Annotated in this window: 15 protein-coding genes; 7 read left to right on the forward strand and 8 right to left on the reverse strand. The window is 67.3% G+C overall.

The features are described from left to right. Nucleotides 1-132: 132 nt before the first annotated feature. Entirely contained in the window at nt 133-1365 is a 1233-nt protein-coding gene (locus HTY51_RS04430; RefSeq protein ID WP_174251597.1) for a Bcr/CflA family efflux MFS transporter, read from the forward strand. Between the two features lie 13 nt (nt 1366-1378). On the opposite strand, the gene HTY51_RS04435 is transcribed toward HTY51_RS04430, so the two are convergent. Both HTY51_RS04435 and HTY51_RS04440 read right to left on the reverse strand, forming a co-directional pair. Continuing rightward, on the reverse strand, nt 1379-1978 hold the full coding sequence (locus HTY51_RS04435; protein ID WP_174251598.1) for a DUF2306 domain-containing protein: 600 nt from the start codon (nt 1976-1978) through the stop codon (nt 1379-1381). Nucleotides 1979-2004: 26 nt separating this feature from the next. Beyond that, nucleotides 2005-3162, reverse strand: coding sequence for a helix-turn-helix domain-containing protein (locus HTY51_RS04440; RefSeq protein WP_254606986.1), 1158 nt, complete (start codon nt 3160-3162; stop codon nt 2005-2007). Between the two features lie 164 nt (nt 3163-3326). On the opposite strand from HTY51_RS04440, the gene HTY51_RS04445 reads away from it, so the two are divergent. From HTY51_RS04445 to HTY51_RS04470, 6 genes are all read left to right on the forward strand, one after another. Then, the gene (locus tag HTY51_RS04445) at nt 3327-3803 is read left to right on the forward strand and encodes a 4Fe-4S dicluster domain-containing protein (protein WP_174251599.1); all 477 of its coding nucleotides are present in this window, start codon (nt 3327-3329) and stop codon (nt 3801-3803) included. Nucleotides 3804-3814: 11 nt separating this feature from the next. Then, nucleotides 3815-5662 carry an aldehyde ferredoxin oxidoreductase family protein gene (locus HTY51_RS04450; RefSeq protein ID WP_174251600.1) on the forward strand — a complete coding sequence of 616 codons (1848 nt, stop codon included), beginning with the start codon at nt 3815-3817 and terminating at the stop codon, nt 5660-5662. A 1-nt stretch (nt 5663) separates the two neighbouring features. Further along, nucleotides 5664-6965 carry an NAD(P)/FAD-dependent oxidoreductase gene (locus HTY51_RS04455; RefSeq protein ID WP_174251601.1) on the forward strand — a complete coding sequence of 434 codons (1302 nt, stop codon included), beginning with the start codon at nt 5664-5666 and terminating at the stop codon, nt 6963-6965. 19 nt (nt 6966-6984) lie between these two features. Further along, on the forward strand, nt 6985-7239 hold the full coding sequence (locus tag HTY51_RS04460) for a MoaD/ThiS family protein (RefSeq protein ID WP_174251602.1): 255 nt from the start codon (nt 6985-6987) through the stop codon (nt 7237-7239). Nucleotides 7240-7282: 43 nt separating this feature from the next. Next, the gene (locus tag HTY51_RS04465) at nt 7283-7582 is read left to right on the forward strand and encodes a hypothetical protein (protein ID WP_174251603.1); all 300 of its coding nucleotides are present in this window, start codon (nt 7283-7285) and stop codon (nt 7580-7582) included. Nucleotides 7583-7753: 171 nt separating this feature from the next. Continuing rightward, nucleotides 7754-8473: a DUF4395 domain-containing protein gene (locus HTY51_RS04470; protein ID WP_174251604.1), complete on the forward strand. Its 720-nt coding sequence runs from the start codon at nt 7754-7756 to the stop codon at nt 8471-8473. Between the two features lie 66 nt (nt 8474-8539). Here HTY51_RS04470 and HTY51_RS04475 read toward each other — a convergent pair whose 3' ends face one another. The 6 genes from HTY51_RS04475 to HTY51_RS04500 form a co-directional block, all read right to left on the reverse strand. Beyond that, nucleotides 8540-9646: a YeeE/YedE family protein gene (locus HTY51_RS04475; RefSeq protein WP_174251605.1), complete on the reverse strand. Its 1107-nt coding sequence runs from the start codon at nt 9644-9646 to the stop codon at nt 8540-8542. Between the two features lie 43 nt (nt 9647-9689). Beyond that, the gene (locus HTY51_RS04480; RefSeq protein WP_217448242.1) at nt 9690-10571 is read right to left on the reverse strand and encodes a hypothetical protein; all 882 of its coding nucleotides are present in this window, start codon (nt 10569-10571) and stop codon (nt 9690-9692) included. Between the two features lie 114 nt (nt 10572-10685). After that, nucleotides 10686-11153, reverse strand: coding sequence for a DsrE/DsrF/DrsH-like family protein (locus HTY51_RS04485; protein WP_174251606.1), 468 nt, complete (start codon nt 11151-11153; stop codon nt 10686-10688). A gap of 44 nt (nt 11154-11197) precedes the next feature. Further along, nucleotides 11198-11425, reverse strand: coding sequence for a sulfurtransferase TusA family protein (locus tag HTY51_RS04490; RefSeq protein WP_174251607.1), 228 nt, complete (start codon nt 11423-11425; stop codon nt 11198-11200). Nucleotides 11426-11675: 250 nt separating this feature from the next. Beyond that, nucleotides 11676-12305: a Rieske 2Fe-2S domain-containing protein gene (locus HTY51_RS04495; RefSeq protein ID WP_174251608.1), complete on the reverse strand. Its 630-nt coding sequence runs from the start codon at nt 12303-12305 to the stop codon at nt 11676-11678. Between the two features lie 20 nt (nt 12306-12325). Continuing rightward, on the reverse strand, nt 12326-13147 hold the full coding sequence (locus tag HTY51_RS04500) for a universal stress protein (protein WP_174251609.1): 822 nt from the start codon (nt 13145-13147) through the stop codon (nt 12326-12328). Between the last annotated feature and the right edge of the window lies 1 nt (nt 13148).

Genomic DNA, 13148 nt, shown 5'->3' on the forward strand with positions numbered 1-13148 from the left:
GGCCTCATCACGCCCCGTTCTATCTGCTAGTGCGGCGGCACATCGGACAAGGGCTGCGGCCGGGTCTACACTGGCCTGAACATGGTGGCGCCGTCGTGCTGCCGTTTTCTTTTCCAGCCCTTTGTGATCCGCATGACTTCCAGGACCCAAGACCCTGTGGCCACCACCCCGGCGCATCCCGGTGGCTGGCTGATGGCTACGCTGCTGCTGCAGATCGTTTTCGGCATCCTGGCCATGACCCTGTGCCTGCCGTCGATGCCGGCCTGGGCCACGGAATTCGGTGCCAGCCAGGCCAGCGTGCAGCTGACCTTCAGTGCCTATGTGGCGGCCTTCGGCGGCCTGCAACTGGTCTACGGCCCCTGGTCGGACCGTGTCGGGCGCAAGCCGCTGTTGCTGGGCGGCATGGCGCTGGCCCTGCTGGGCTCGGTGATCGCGGCACTGGCGCCCAACCTGGTCGTGCTGGTGCTGGGGCGTGTGCTGCAGGGTGCGGGCAGCGCGGCGGGCATGTCGGTGGGGCGGGCCATGGTGCAGGATTTTTTCAGCGGCCGCGAGCGTACGCGCATGATGGCCTATGTGGGCATGGCCATGGGCACCTGCCCGCCGCTGGCCACGCTGCTGGGTGGCCAGGTGCACGTGGCCCTGGGCTGGCAGGCCAATTTCTGGATCGCGGCGGCGCTGGCGCTGGTGGCCCTGGTGGCGGGCTGGCGCGGGCTGCCGGCACGCAAGCCCGCGCGGGCGGCGGTGCCTTCGCACTGGCTGGCTGCGCTGTTCACCGCCTACGCGCGGCTGCTGCGCGAACCGGCCTTCCTGTGTTACGTGCTCATCATCGCGACGCTCACCTCCACCTTCTACTGTTTCCTCTCGGGCGCCCCCATCGTGCTCACGCAGTACGGCGTGGGACCGGACCGCATGGGCTGGTACATCATGGCGGTGCCCATCCCCTACATCCTGGGCAATGTGCTGACCAGCCGCCTGGTGCACCGCATCGGCGACAGCCGCCTGATGGGGCTGGGGTTCTTCTCGGTGCAGGCGGGTTTGTGGCTCATGCTGCTGTTGGCCTGGGCAGGCCTGCGGACGCCCTGGGCCTTTGCCTTGCCGCTGATGCTGCTGGGTTTCGGCCACGGGATGATTTCGCCGACCGCGATTTCGGGCACGGTGGGCCTGATCCCCGCGCTGGCCGGTGCCGCTGCGGCCGTGGCCGGCGCCTCGCAGCAGGTGCTGGGCTCATTCGGCAGTTACGTGGTGGGCCTGCTCGAGCACGATGGCCCGGTGGGCCTGGGCCTGCTGATGATGGGCTTTTCGCTGCTGGGCGGGGTGGCGCAGCTGCTGCTGCGCTACGTGGTGCGGCGCAAGCCGGCGGCCTGAGGGCGCGCCGGGTTCAGGCCGGCCTGGGCTGCAGCATGCGCTCGGCCACCAGCAGGTTGGGCACCCAGCACAGCCAGGCAATGACGGGATAGGCCAGTTCGAAAGGGAGGCCGGCCGCGAAGGACGCGGGCAGCCAGAGCCGCAGCGTGACGGCAGCGAAGGTGAGTGCGTAGTTGCGCACCATCCAGCGGCGGTGTTCCACGACCTGGCGCGCACGGATGGCCAGGTAGGCGCGCAGGCCGGTGTACAGCCAGCCCAGCGCGAGCAGGCCGAAGCCCAGCCTGGCGACCGGCCCGCCAAAGGCGAAAAAGGCCATGTACAGGCCCGCCAAGCCACCCACCAGCACACCGATGCCCAGGTAGAGCCGACCCATCCAGCGGTGCAGGTGGGGGCGGGCTGCACGCAGGCGCGTGGAGAACTGGAAGGGCCCGAGGACGAGTGTGAACACCGCGGCAAAGACGTGGGCATAGATGCCGATGCGCTGGGCCTCGAAGGTGGCGCGCATGTCCGGGTGCAGTCCGATGCCCAGCGGCAGCAAGCCGTAGACGACCAGGGCATAACCGGCCACGCCGAGCGAGAGGAGCATGAGTGCCAGATGGCTCGTCAGTCGCATGCCGGCCCGGGGGTGAAGGTTGGGGCTCAGTCCCGCTTGCCGGTACCGAGCTTGCGGTAGACCGTGGCGCGGCTGATGCCCAGGTTGCGCGCGGCCTGGGCCACGTTGCCGCGGGCGTCTTCCACGGCCTTGCGGATCAGGCCGGTTTCCACGTCGCGCAGGGGCTGGGTGGTGGTCGTCACACGCGGGGCGGCCACGGCGGGGCCGGCGGCGCGGCCCACCAGTTCGGCGCGCGCCTGCAGGCGCAGGCCGGACCACAGCGGCACTTCCACCGGCTGGCCCTGGCGCGCGGCGTCGAACAGCATTTCCCAGGGCAGGGCGAAGAGGTCGCGGCTGTGCAGCTCGTGGTGCGGACCGCCCAGCATGGGCAGCAGCTGGCGTGCCGCGCGGTTGGAGGCACTGACCATGCCGTCGGCGTCCAGGGCCAGCAGGCCGTCGGCGTCGTCGCCCAGCGGCATGCCGGGCCAGTTCAGGCGCAGCAGCAGGCGGTGCGGGCGTTGCAGCATGAGCGCGTTTTCGATGCGGCGCGCGGCGTGGGTGGCCAGGTGGCGCAGTTCGGGGCGCTCGGCGGCTTCCACACCGGTGAGGTCCAGCATGCCCACGCAGCGGCCGTCGGGGCCGAACAGGGGCGAGCCGGCGCAGCTGTAGACCGAGGTGTCCTGGAAGAAGTGTTCACCCCGGTGCAGCCAGACCGGCTGCAGCTCGCGCAGCGCCGCGCCGATGGCGGTGGTGCCCACGTTTTTCTCCGACAGGTCCACGCCCACGCGGGTGATGAGGGTGGCGCGGCGGTCGCTGCGGTCGATGGGGCCGTCGGTGTCGATCACCACGCCTTCGTGGTTGGTGAGGATGGCGAAATAGCGCGTCTCGGCCAGGGCGCTGCCGAGCTGCTTGAGGATGGGGCGCGCGGCCTGCATCAGCTTGTGGTTGGCTTCCGAGGCCTGGCGCATCACGGCGGTGGTGACGGCTTCGAAGTTCACGCGCTCCTGCGGGCGCAGGCCGCGGGCCAGGCAGCGCTGCCAGCTCTGCGCGATCCAGGGCTCCACCAGGCCGCCGGCCAGGGGGGCGGCCTCCTGCATGGCCAACTGGCGGGCCTGCGCGATGCGTGCCAGGCGCGAGACGGGCTGGGGGCTGGGCGTGGCGGACATGGTGGACGGCGGTGGTGCTGCGTTTCTGGCGAGCATCATGCCAGCCTTTGGGGGGTGTTGCATTTTGAGAATAAAGCGCAGCAGGCGACTGGGTGACTAGGGTTCTCCCTAGTCCCTTCGGAGGTGCGCCGCCAAAGAATCCTATGCACATAGGTTCATAGGCAAAGTGCCGGCCGCGGCACGATTACCCAGAGGAGACACACATGCAAAAGGTGTTGCACATCAACGCAGACAAATGCACCGGCTGTCTGCAGTGCGAAATGGCCTGTTCTTTCGAGAACTACGGCACCTTCGCCACCGCCAAGTCGCGTATCAAGGTCTTCGACTTCCACCACACCGGCAAGAAAGTGCCCTACACCTGCACCCAGTGCGACGAGGCCTGGTGCCTGCACGCCTGCCCGGTGGAGGCGATCACGGTCAACAAGGAGACCGGCGCCAAGGTGGTGAACGACTCCACCTGTGTGGGCTGCAAGGTCTGCACCATCGCCTGCCCCTTCGGCACCATCAACTACGTGCAGGAAACCGGCAAGGTGCAGAAATGCGACCTGTGCGGCGGCGAACCGGCCTGCGCCGAAGCCTGCCCGACCGGGGCCATCACCTTCATCGACGCCAACTGGACCGGCCTGGGCAAGATGGAACAGTGGGCCAACAAGCTCGGCAACCAACCTTCCGCCGCTTAAGGAGAACGACTATGTCTTGGGCTGGAAAAATTCTCCGCGTCGATCTGACGAAGGGCACCGTGACCTCGGAGCCGCTGAACATGGATTGGGCGCACGCTTACCTGGGCTCGCGCGGCCTGGGCTCCAAATACCTGGTGGAAGAGGTGGACGCCAAGGTCGACCCGCTCTCGCCGGGCAACAAGATCATCTGGGCCACCGGCCCGCTGACCGGCACCATGGCCTCCACCGGCGGGCGCTACACCGTCATCACCAAGAGCCCGCTGACGGGCGCCATCGCCTGCTCCAACTCGGGCGGTTACTGGGGCGCCGAGTTCAAGATGGCCGGCTGGGACATGGTGATCTTCGAAGGAAAGTCGCCCAAACCGGTCTACCTGTATGTGAACGACGACGTTGCCGAGTTGCGTGACGCCGGCCACCTCTGGGGCCAGAGCGTCTGGAAGACCGAGGAGGCGTTGAAGAAGAGCCTGCAGGACCCGCTGTTGCGTGTCTCCAGCATCGGCAAGGCCGGTGAGAACGGCGTGCTGTTCGCCGCCGTGGTCAATGACCTGCACCGCGCGGCCGGCCGCTCGGGTGTGGGCACGGTGATGGGCAGCAAGAACCTGAAGGCCATCGCGGTGCGCGGCACCAAGGGCGTGGGCAATATCCGCGACCCCAAGGCTTTCATGAAGGCCGTGAAGGAAAAGAAGCAGATCCTCAAGGACAACGCGGTCACCGGCCAGGGCCTGCCGGCCTACGGCACCCAGGTGCTGATGAACGTGATCAACGAGGTGGGCGCACTGCCCACGCGCAACCACCAGGACGTGCAGTTCGAAGGGGCCAAGGACATCTCGGCCGAGGCCATGGCCACGCCGCGCAAGACCGACGGCAAGAAGCAGCTGGTGACCAACCAGGCCTGCTTCGGCTGCACCATCGCCTGCGGGCGCATCAGCAAGATGGACGAGAACCACTTCACCGTGGCCAACAAGCCGCAGTACTGGGGCGCCTCCGGCGGCCTGGAGTACGAAGCGGCCTGGGCGCTGGGCGCGGCCAATGGTGTGAACGACCTGGAGTGCCTGCAGTACGCCACCATGATCTGCAACGAGGAAGGCATCGACCCCATCAGCTTCGGCGCCACCGTGGGCGCGGTGATGGAGCTCTATGAAAAAGGCGTGCTCACCAAGGAGCAGATCGGCATCGAGGCGCCCTTCGGTTCGGCCAAGGCGCTGGCCTTCCTGGTGGACGAGACGGTGCATGGCCGCGGTTTCGGCAAGGAGATCGGCCAGGGCAGCAAGCGCCTGACCGCCAAGTACGGCCACCCCGAACTGTCCATGACCTCCAAGGGCCAGGAGTTCCCGGCCTACGACGGGCGCGGCATCCAGGGCATCGGCCTGGCCTACGCCACCAGCAACCGCGGTGGCTGCCACTTGCGCGGTTACACGATTGCCTCGGAAGTGCTGGGCATCCCGGTCAAGACCGATCCGCTGCAGCACGAGGGCAAGCCCGAACTGGTGAAGGCCTTCCAGGACGCGACCGCGGCCTTCGATTCGTCGGGCCTGTGCGTGTTCACCACCTTTGCCTGGGGCCTGGCCGACCTGGCGCCGCAGCTGCAGGGCGCGATCGGCGAGCAGTACACGACCGAGGAACTGGAGAAGATCGGCGAGCGCATCTGGAACATGGAGCGCGAGTTCAACAACCGCGCCGGCCTGACCAAGGCGGATGACTCGCTGCCGAAACGTCTGCTGACCGAGCCGGCCAAGACCGGCCCGGCCAAGGGCAAGGTCAACGAACTGGCCAAGATGCTGCCCAAGTACTACGAGGTGCGCGGCTGGGACACCGAAGGCCGGCCCACGCCCGCGACCAAGAAGCGCCTGGGACTCTGAGATGGTCCACCACGTGATCCTGGGCGCCGGCCCGGCCGGTGTGATCGCGGCCGAGACCCTGCGCAGGCAGGCACCGGACGACCGCATCACCCTGGTGGGGGACGAGCGCGAGGCGCCGTACTCGCGCATGGCCATCCCCTACCTGCTGATGGGCAACATCGGCGAAGAGGGCACGCTGCTGCGCAAGGGTGCGCGCCACTACAGCGACCTGCGCATCGAGGCCGTGCAGGCGCGCGCCACCGCTGTGGACACCCAGGGCAGGCAGGTCACGCTGGACAACGGGGCATCACTGGCCTTCGACACGCTGCTGATCGCCACCGGCTCCAACCCGGTGAGCGCGCCCATCCCGGGCATCGACCTGCCCGGTGTGGAGAGCTGCTGGACGCTCGCCGATGCGCGCGCCATCCAGGCCCGTGCCGCCAAAGGCGCACGTGTGCTGCAGATGGGCGCGGGTTTCATCGGCTGCATCATCCTGGAAGCGCTGGCCGCGCGTGGCGTGGCGCTGACGGTGGTGGAGATGGGCGACCGCATGGTGCCGCGCATGATGGGCCCGGCGGCGGGCGGGATGATCAAGCAGTGGGTGGAGGCCAAGGGCGTGACGGTGTTTACCGGCACGCGCGTGGAGTCCATCGCCCAGGGCAAGGACAAGACGCTGGACGTGAAACTGTCCAACGGCAAGACGCTCAACGTGGACCTGGTCATCAGCGCCACCGGCGTGAAACCGGCGATCGGTTTCCTGGAGAAGACGGGCGTGAAGTGCCTGCAGGGTGTGCTGACCGACGAGCACATGCAGAGCAACGTGCCGGGCATCTACGCCGCGGGTGACTGCGCCGAGGCCTTTGACAAGGTCAGCGGCACCACGGTGGTGAGTGCCATCCAGCCCAATGCGGCCGAGCAGGCGCGGGTGGCTGCACTCAATATGGCGCTGCAGAACCGGCCGGGCAAGCGCGCCGTGCTGCGCGGCGTCACGCAGATCAACGTGCTGGACACCTTGGGCCTGATCTCCACCAGCTTCGGCAACTGGCAGGGCGCCCCCGGCGGCCAGCACGCCGAGCTGACCGATGCGCCGGCCTGGCGCCACCTGAGCCTGCAGTTCCAGGGCGACGTGCTGGTGGGCTGCAACAGCGTGGGCTGGACCGAACACGTGGGTGTGATGCGCGGCCTGGTCGAAGGCCAGGTGAAGCTCGGCGGCTGGAAGGACGAACTGCTCAAGGACCCCACGCAGCTGGTGCCGGCGTATCTCGCCTGCGCGCAGGCGCAGGGCCACTGGAGCGGGGCGGACGATGCGCGTCGGCGGGCATGACCGTCGATAATTGCTGGTGATGAAGATCACCTTCAAGCTCTTCGCTTCGCTGACCGACTACCTGCCGCCGCAGGCGCGCGGCGACAACCAGATCGCCGTAGACGTGACGCCCGGCGCCACCATCACGCAGGTGATCGAACCCTATGGCCTGCCGCACAAGCTGGTGCACCTGGTGCTGGTCAACGGCGTGTACATCCCGCCCGAGCAGCGGACCACGCGCGCGCTGGTCGAAGGCGACGTGCTGGCGATCTGGCCGCCGATTGCGGGTGGCTAGTTTCTTCCGTTCGGGCTGAGCCCGGCCAAGCCCAACATCCCTCGTGCAATCCTTCTACCCCGAGACCTTCGAGCGCGACATGGCCTGCACCGAGGCCGAGTGGCTCTTGTGGCTGCCGCGTGCGGTGGGGGCACATCCCTATCAAGTCACCGGCTCGCAGGCGCAGGTGAGTCTGGGGGCCGGTCGCCTGCAACTGGCCTGGCGCGTGGAGCCCCCGCGGGTGATCGCCCTGATGCGCCTGCCGCGTCTGGCGCTGCGTTTTGCCTTCAGCGGGGTGAGTGAGGAGCAGCGCCACGTTTTCATGAAGCGTTTCGATCTTTATACGCAGCGCGGGGGCGGGTAAACCCTAGGATCGAGGGCTCGGTCCGTGCCCTGCGTGATCTCCCGCTTGCGGAGTAGTGGAACTTTCTTATATGCTCACATTCTTAATTATGTGAATCCCGTCCACGGATGTGCGCCCGCAGGGGGCGGTGGGGTGGGGTTGTATGCATACCTTCATGCCGAGAGACCATCCATGCCACTGAAAAAAGCCCACGGGCCGTTCTTCTCCACCTTTCGCAAGCTCTGGTTCCAGGACCCGGCCGCCGACACGCTGTTCATCAACGACATCGCGGTGCGCATCCGCGCCGGCATCATGCTGGCCATCCCCCTGTTCATGGCCTTCACGCTGTACGACGCGGTGTTTGGCTCGAACTGGGTGGTGACCGGCAATTACATCAAGGACACCTTCGAGACGGACTTCGATGAGCGCATCCTCTACCACGTGGAAGCCATCCGCCGTACCTACGACTACACGCTGCAGACCTGGGTGCTGCTGTACGCGCTGTTCGAGATGCTGGCGGGCATGTTCGCCATCACGGCGCGTTTCTCGCCCACCATCTACATCGCCAGCCTGCTGGCGCGTCACCATGCCCCGGTGTGGAAGCCGCTGACGCCCAAGCGTTTCGCCTGGTCGATCGGCGCGAGTTTCATCGCGGTCTGCCTGGTCTTCTTCAACCCGGACACCTTCGCCGGCTGGGTCAATGCGGTGGCCATGCACGAGGTGCTGCCCACCACCTTCAACTACATGCCCAAGTGGATCCCGCTGGTGCTGGTCTGGGTCTGCCTGGGTTTCATGTGGATGGAGACCGTGCTGGGTTTCTGCGTGGGCTGCAAGGTGCACTCCCTGCTGGTGAAGATGGGTCTGATGAAGGACGAGTGCGAGGCTTGCAACAACCTGAGCTGGAACACCTGAGGCACTTCCGCTGATCGCATGAAAAAGCCGCGCAGAGCGCGGCTTTTTCATGGGCGAATGAGACGCTCAGTCGCGGTTCTGCCACTTCAGCGTGGCGACCGAGCCGGCGACGATGCCGCCCAGCGCCAGCAGCGAGCCCAGCGCCAGGGTCGAGATGCCGGTGAGGCCCTGGCCCACGGTGCAGCCCATGGCGGTGACGCCGCCAAAACCCATGAGCGTGGCGCCGATGATCTGGTTGCGCAGGTCGGCGATGGAGGCGAAACCTTCGAGCCGGAAGGTCTTGCTGTACAGGGCCCAGGCCAGCGAGCCCAGCACCACGCCCAGCGCGGTGGCGATGCCGAAGGTCACGCGCAGGGACTTGTCGGTCCACAGCATCATGAGCTCCAGCGAGTAGGCGGTGGGCGCCACGAAGCTGAAGGATTCGATGGTGCGGGTGTTGGTGCCGAAGTAGGTCATCTCCAGCGTGTCCGGGTTTTCGCCGTAGCCGATGTGGCCGCTCAGGTACCAGCCCAGCACGATGATCGCGCCCAGCACCACGGCGCCCAGCACCTGGGCCAGGTTGCCGCGGAAGCGCTTGTCCTTGAAGACGAAACCCAGCAGCGCCAGCGTGACGATGCCGGCGACGACGAGGAGGGCGGTCTTTGCCGGCAGGCCGGAGGCGCCGGCCAGCAGATCGGGCAGGCTCTGGGTCTTGACGCCAAAGCGCGTGAGGTCGATGGACACCGGGTCCAGCAGGCTGGCGCGCCACTGGGCGAACAGGCCCTTGAGTGTCATGTAGGCCGAGATGGCCAGGAAGGTCAGCACCACGAAGGAGCGGATGCTGCCGCCGCCCACACGCAGCAGGTTCTTGTTGGCGCAGCCGCCGGCCAGGGTCATGCCCACGCCGAACAGTGCGCCGCCCACCAGCAGGGACAGCCAGGGCAGGGTCGGGCGCTGGTAGACGCTCCTGGCCACGTCGATCTGGCCGAAGTACTGCAGCAGGCCGGTGCCGGCGATGGCCACGGTTATGGCCAGCAGCCACATGCGCATGCGACCCCAGTGCTCCATGTTGACGACGTCGGAGATCGCGCCCATGGTGCAGAAGTTGGTCTTGCTGGCGACAAAGCCGAAAACCAGGGCCAGGGCAAAGCCGCCCCAGACGACCCAGGCGGCCAGATTGACGGTGTTTTCCATTCGATAGTCTCCGTGGTGATGTTGTTGTCGGTGCGCGTGTCGTTCAGGGCTTGGCCGCCACCTTGCTCATGGTGTCATGGATCACGTGCGGTGCATTGAAGATGCCCATGAACTGGCCCATGCCGAGCCCGGGCCAGGCCAGGGCGATGCGAAAGCGCGCGTACAGGGCGTAGACCGTGTTGTCGACGATGAAGATCTCGTAGGGCAGGGCAGCCACGTGGGCGCTGCCTTCGATCTTGTTGACCCACCAGCCCTCGCCGCTCTCGGTGTCGTTCATGGCCACGCCGAAAACGGCGACCTTGCGCTCGGGCAGCACGACCTCGTAGACCCGGGCCGTCTGGGCCGTGCCCTTGGCCAGGTTGGCGCGCACGCTGGCCAGGGCTTCGTCGAAACTGGCGTGCTGGACCAGCTCGCTGTTGGAGTCGAAGCGCTCCATGCCGAACATGTAGCGGTAGCTGGCCAGGTCGTCGGCCTCGACGTTGCCGCCAAAGGGCGCGCCTTCGCCCAGCGCCTGCGTCAGCCGGGCCTGGCTGGCCTTGACGGCGGCTTCCACCTGGCCGTATTTCCTGCGCACGAAGGCGCGGTGCCAGTACTCGGGGTTCATGTAGGAGACGCTGCCGTCGGCCTGCACGCCCACGCGCAAGGCGGCGGCGCTGATGGCCGAGCCGCCCACCTTGCCGATGGCATCCAGGATGCCGGGGTCGGTGACGATGATGGTGGCATTGGTGGGGATGCCCTTGGGCATATGCCGGCCGATGACCGTGAAGCCGGCGGCCTGCAGCTTCTGCTCGACGGCGGCCACCTGCGCCGGCAGCTCGGCGGCGGGCAGCTTGGCGCCGCGCACATAAGGGGCCAGCGCCAGGCAGGCCGGAGCGCCGGCGAGGAGGACGAGACTCAGGAAAAAACGCTTCATGAGAGGTTTCATGACGATCCCTTGTTCAGTTCGACCGCGAGAGCGCGGAGCCGGCCGGCCGCGTACCGGTGGCGGCGTGCCGCCAGCAAACGGCCGGCGCCTGCGGGCGCACCGGCCGTGGCAGCGTCAGATGAAGAGGCAGACGTCCGACTCGCCGGCGAACTTCATGAAGGTTGCGGCACCGCCGTACTCGATGGTGTCGATGAAGTCGCTCTTGGAGAACTCGAACAGGTCCACCGTCATCTGGCAGGCGACGAACTTGACGTCGGCCTCCAGGCAGAGGTCGCGCAACTCTTCCAGCGAGGCCACGCCCTTGGACTTCATCTTCTGCTTCATCATCATGGTGGCCATGGACTCCATGCCCGGCAGCATCTGCACCATGACAGGCATGGGGATGGGCATGGGCATCGCCGGGTTGCCCAGCGGGCTGATCTTGACGTCGCTCAGGTCCTTGCGCAGCAGCTGCAGGCCGTAGAAGGTGAAGAAGATCTGCACGTCCCAGCCCAGCGCCGCGGCAGTGGAGCCCAGGATGAAGGGCGGGTAGGCCATGTCCAGCGTGCCCTTGGTGGCGATCAGCGCCATTTTCTTTGCCATAGTCTCGTCTCCTCTTGATGTTCTGTCTCGGTCCGGTGCGGGGCTCAGGCCTTCTTGAGGAAAAAGACGTACTTGCCGCCTTCCTCACCCTGCTCCAGCAGGGCATTGCCGGTCTGCTCGGCAAAGGCTGCCATGTCGCAGACGGAGCCGGGGTCGGTGGCCATGACCTTGAGGACGGTGCCGGAGGCCATGTCGGCCAGTGCTTTTTTGGTCTTGACGATGGGCAGCGGGCAGGCCAGGCCGGAAGCGTCGTATTCCTTGTCGAAGTTCATCCTTGTCTCCATTCGCTGCCGTTGCAGCATCGTTTGTCGGGTCTCGCCGGCATGCCACTCCCGCAGGGTGGCTGCCTGTAACCATTCTTGGGGGTACCCCCTGCGGCGTCTATTACCGCAACGGGTGGGGGGGTGTAATCCATGTGGGTAATAGGGTTAGCGCGCAGCGATCTGCCGGGCGCCGCAGCGGGGCGGCGGATGCAAAAAAGGCCCGCATCGCGGGCCTTGGGGCAGGGATGTGGGCCGTGACTTACCAGCGCGCCATGAGGCGGCCCTTGAGCACCTTGGACTCGATGCGGGTGAGGGGGGTGTTGCCCTTCTTGATGCAGTCGCCGCTCTTCACGTCGAAGGCCCAGCCATGCTTGGGGCAGGTCAGGGTGCTGCCCTTGAGCGCCAGATGGGGGATGTCGGTGCTCTGGTGCGGGCAGCGGCTGTCGTAGACCTGGTAGCTCTTTTTCTCGCGGTAGATGAAGAGGCCGCGGCCCTCGCACTCCAGGCGCGCCACCTCGCCATCGGGCACGTCGGCGGCGGCCATGACATCGCGCCACTTCGGCGGCTCGCCGCGCAGGGCTTCGGGCTCGAAGCCCGGGATGTTCATGTCCAGGATGATGTCGGTGGCCCAGACGATCTTGGCCAGGCCCAGCGCGGGGAAGGCCATCAGCAGGGCGTCCAGCACCTCCATGGGGGAGCAGCCTTCGCGCAGCGCGCGGCTGAGGTACTGGCGAAAGCCGCGCTCGGTCTGCGCGTGCACCTTGGTGATGACGGAGATCAGGTTGCGCGTCTTGGGGTCCAGGTGCTTGCCGGTTTCCTTGAGGAACTTGAAGTAGTGCCCCATGGTTTCGGGCCGGGCCTGGACCAGGTAGTTCAACGCGTCGCTCATCTGGGTCTTCTCCTTGTTGTCTACGGAGTATGCGCCACCAGCACCGGGTGTTCGGACAGGCCGATCACCTTCTGCGCCACGCCGCCCACCACGGCGCGCGCCAGCGGCACCTCGCCGCGGCTGCCCATGACGATCAGGTCGGCGCCGCTGTCGCGGCCGGCCTGCAGGATCTGTTCGTAGGGCTTGCCGGCCAGCACCTGGCCCTGGGCCGTGAGGCCGCGCTGCTGCAGCCCTTGCACGCTGTCCTGCACGAAGGCCCGGGCTTCGGCCTGGCGTGAAGGTTCGGCCACGCAGACCACGGTGATCGGCAGCTGGCATTCGTCCGCGACGGCACCCGCCAGGGCGACCAGCCGCTGGCCCTGGGTGCCGGGCTCGGCGGCCACCAGCACGCGCTGGCGCCACATGGCGGCGCCGCGCGGCACGATCAGCACGCTGCAGGGGGCGTGCGCCACCACGCGCGACACCATCTCGCCCAGCAGCAGGTTGGCGAGGAAACCGCGCTTGCCGCGGCGGCGGATCACGATCAGGTCGCTGCCGCGCACGCGTGCCTCGTCGACGATCTCTTCGTGCGGCTCGGGGCCGCGGCGCGCCTGCAGGGCCAGCGACACGCCCTGGGCCTGGGCCAGCTCGTGCAGTTCGGCGATGCGCGTGGCGGCCTGCTGGTCGGCCCGCGTGGCCAGCGCGGGTGCCGCGGCCTCGAACTCGGGGTTGCTGACGATGGGCAGCACGCCGGCCAGGGGCAGCTGGCAGCGGCGCGCCAGGGCCATGGCCAGGGCTTCGGCGCCGCTGTCGAATTCGCTGTGCTCGGTGGCCAGCAGCAGGTGTTGGAAGACGTTGGCCATG

Source organism: Rhodoferax sp. BAB1, from assembly GCF_013334205.1.
GTDB lineage: Bacteria > Pseudomonadota > Gammaproteobacteria > Burkholderiales > Burkholderiaceae_C > Hylemonella.

Excerpts from the sequence above, each read along its gene's own strand:
- HTY51_RS04450 (WP_174251600.1), top strand. The coding sequence starts at position 3,815 with ATGTCTTGGGCTGGAAAAATTCTCCGCGTCGATCTGACGAAGGGCACC.
- HTY51_RS04475 (WP_174251605.1), bottom strand. The coding sequence starts at position 9,646 with ATGGAAAACACCGTCAATCTGGCCGCCTGGGTCGTCTGGGGCGGCTTT.
- HTY51_RS04500 (WP_174251609.1), bottom strand. The coding sequence starts at position 13,147 with ATGGCCAACGTCTTCCAACACCTGCTGCTGGCCACCGAGCACAGCGAA.
- HTY51_RS04430 (WP_174251597.1), top strand. The coding sequence starts at position 133 with ATGACTTCCAGGACCCAAGACCCTGTGGCCACCACCCCGGCGCATCCC.
- HTY51_RS04440 (WP_254606986.1), bottom strand. The coding sequence starts at position 3,162 with ATGATGCTCGCCAGAAACGCAGCACCACCGCCGTCCACCATGTCCGCC.
- HTY51_RS04485 (WP_174251606.1), bottom strand. The coding sequence starts at position 11,153 with ATGGCAAAGAAAATGGCGCTGATCGCCACCAAGGGCACGCTGGACATG.
- HTY51_RS04490 (WP_174251607.1), bottom strand. The coding sequence starts at position 11,425 with ATGAACTTCGACAAGGAATACGACGCTTCCGGCCTGGCCTGCCCGCTG.
- HTY51_RS04470 (WP_174251604.1), top strand. The coding sequence starts at position 7,754 with ATGCCACTGAAAAAAGCCCACGGGCCGTTCTTCTCCACCTTTCGCAAG.
- HTY51_RS04435 (WP_174251598.1), bottom strand. The coding sequence starts at position 1,978 with ATGCGACTGACGAGCCATCTGGCACTCATGCTCCTCTCGCTCGGCGTG.
- HTY51_RS04495 (WP_174251608.1), bottom strand. The coding sequence starts at position 12,305 with ATGAGCGACGCGTTGAACTACCTGGTCCAGGCCCGGCCCGAAACCATG.
- HTY51_RS04480 (WP_217448242.1), bottom strand. The coding sequence starts at position 10,571 with ATGAAACCTCTCATGAAGCGTTTTTTCCTGAGTCTCGTCCTCCTCGCC.
- HTY51_RS04445 (WP_174251599.1), top strand. The coding sequence starts at position 3,327 with ATGCAAAAGGTGTTGCACATCAACGCAGACAAATGCACCGGCTGTCTG.
- HTY51_RS04455 (WP_174251601.1), top strand. The coding sequence starts at position 5,664 with ATGGTCCACCACGTGATCCTGGGCGCCGGCCCGGCCGGTGTGATCGCG.
- HTY51_RS04460 (WP_174251602.1), top strand. The coding sequence starts at position 6,985 with ATGAAGATCACCTTCAAGCTCTTCGCTTCGCTGACCGACTACCTGCCG.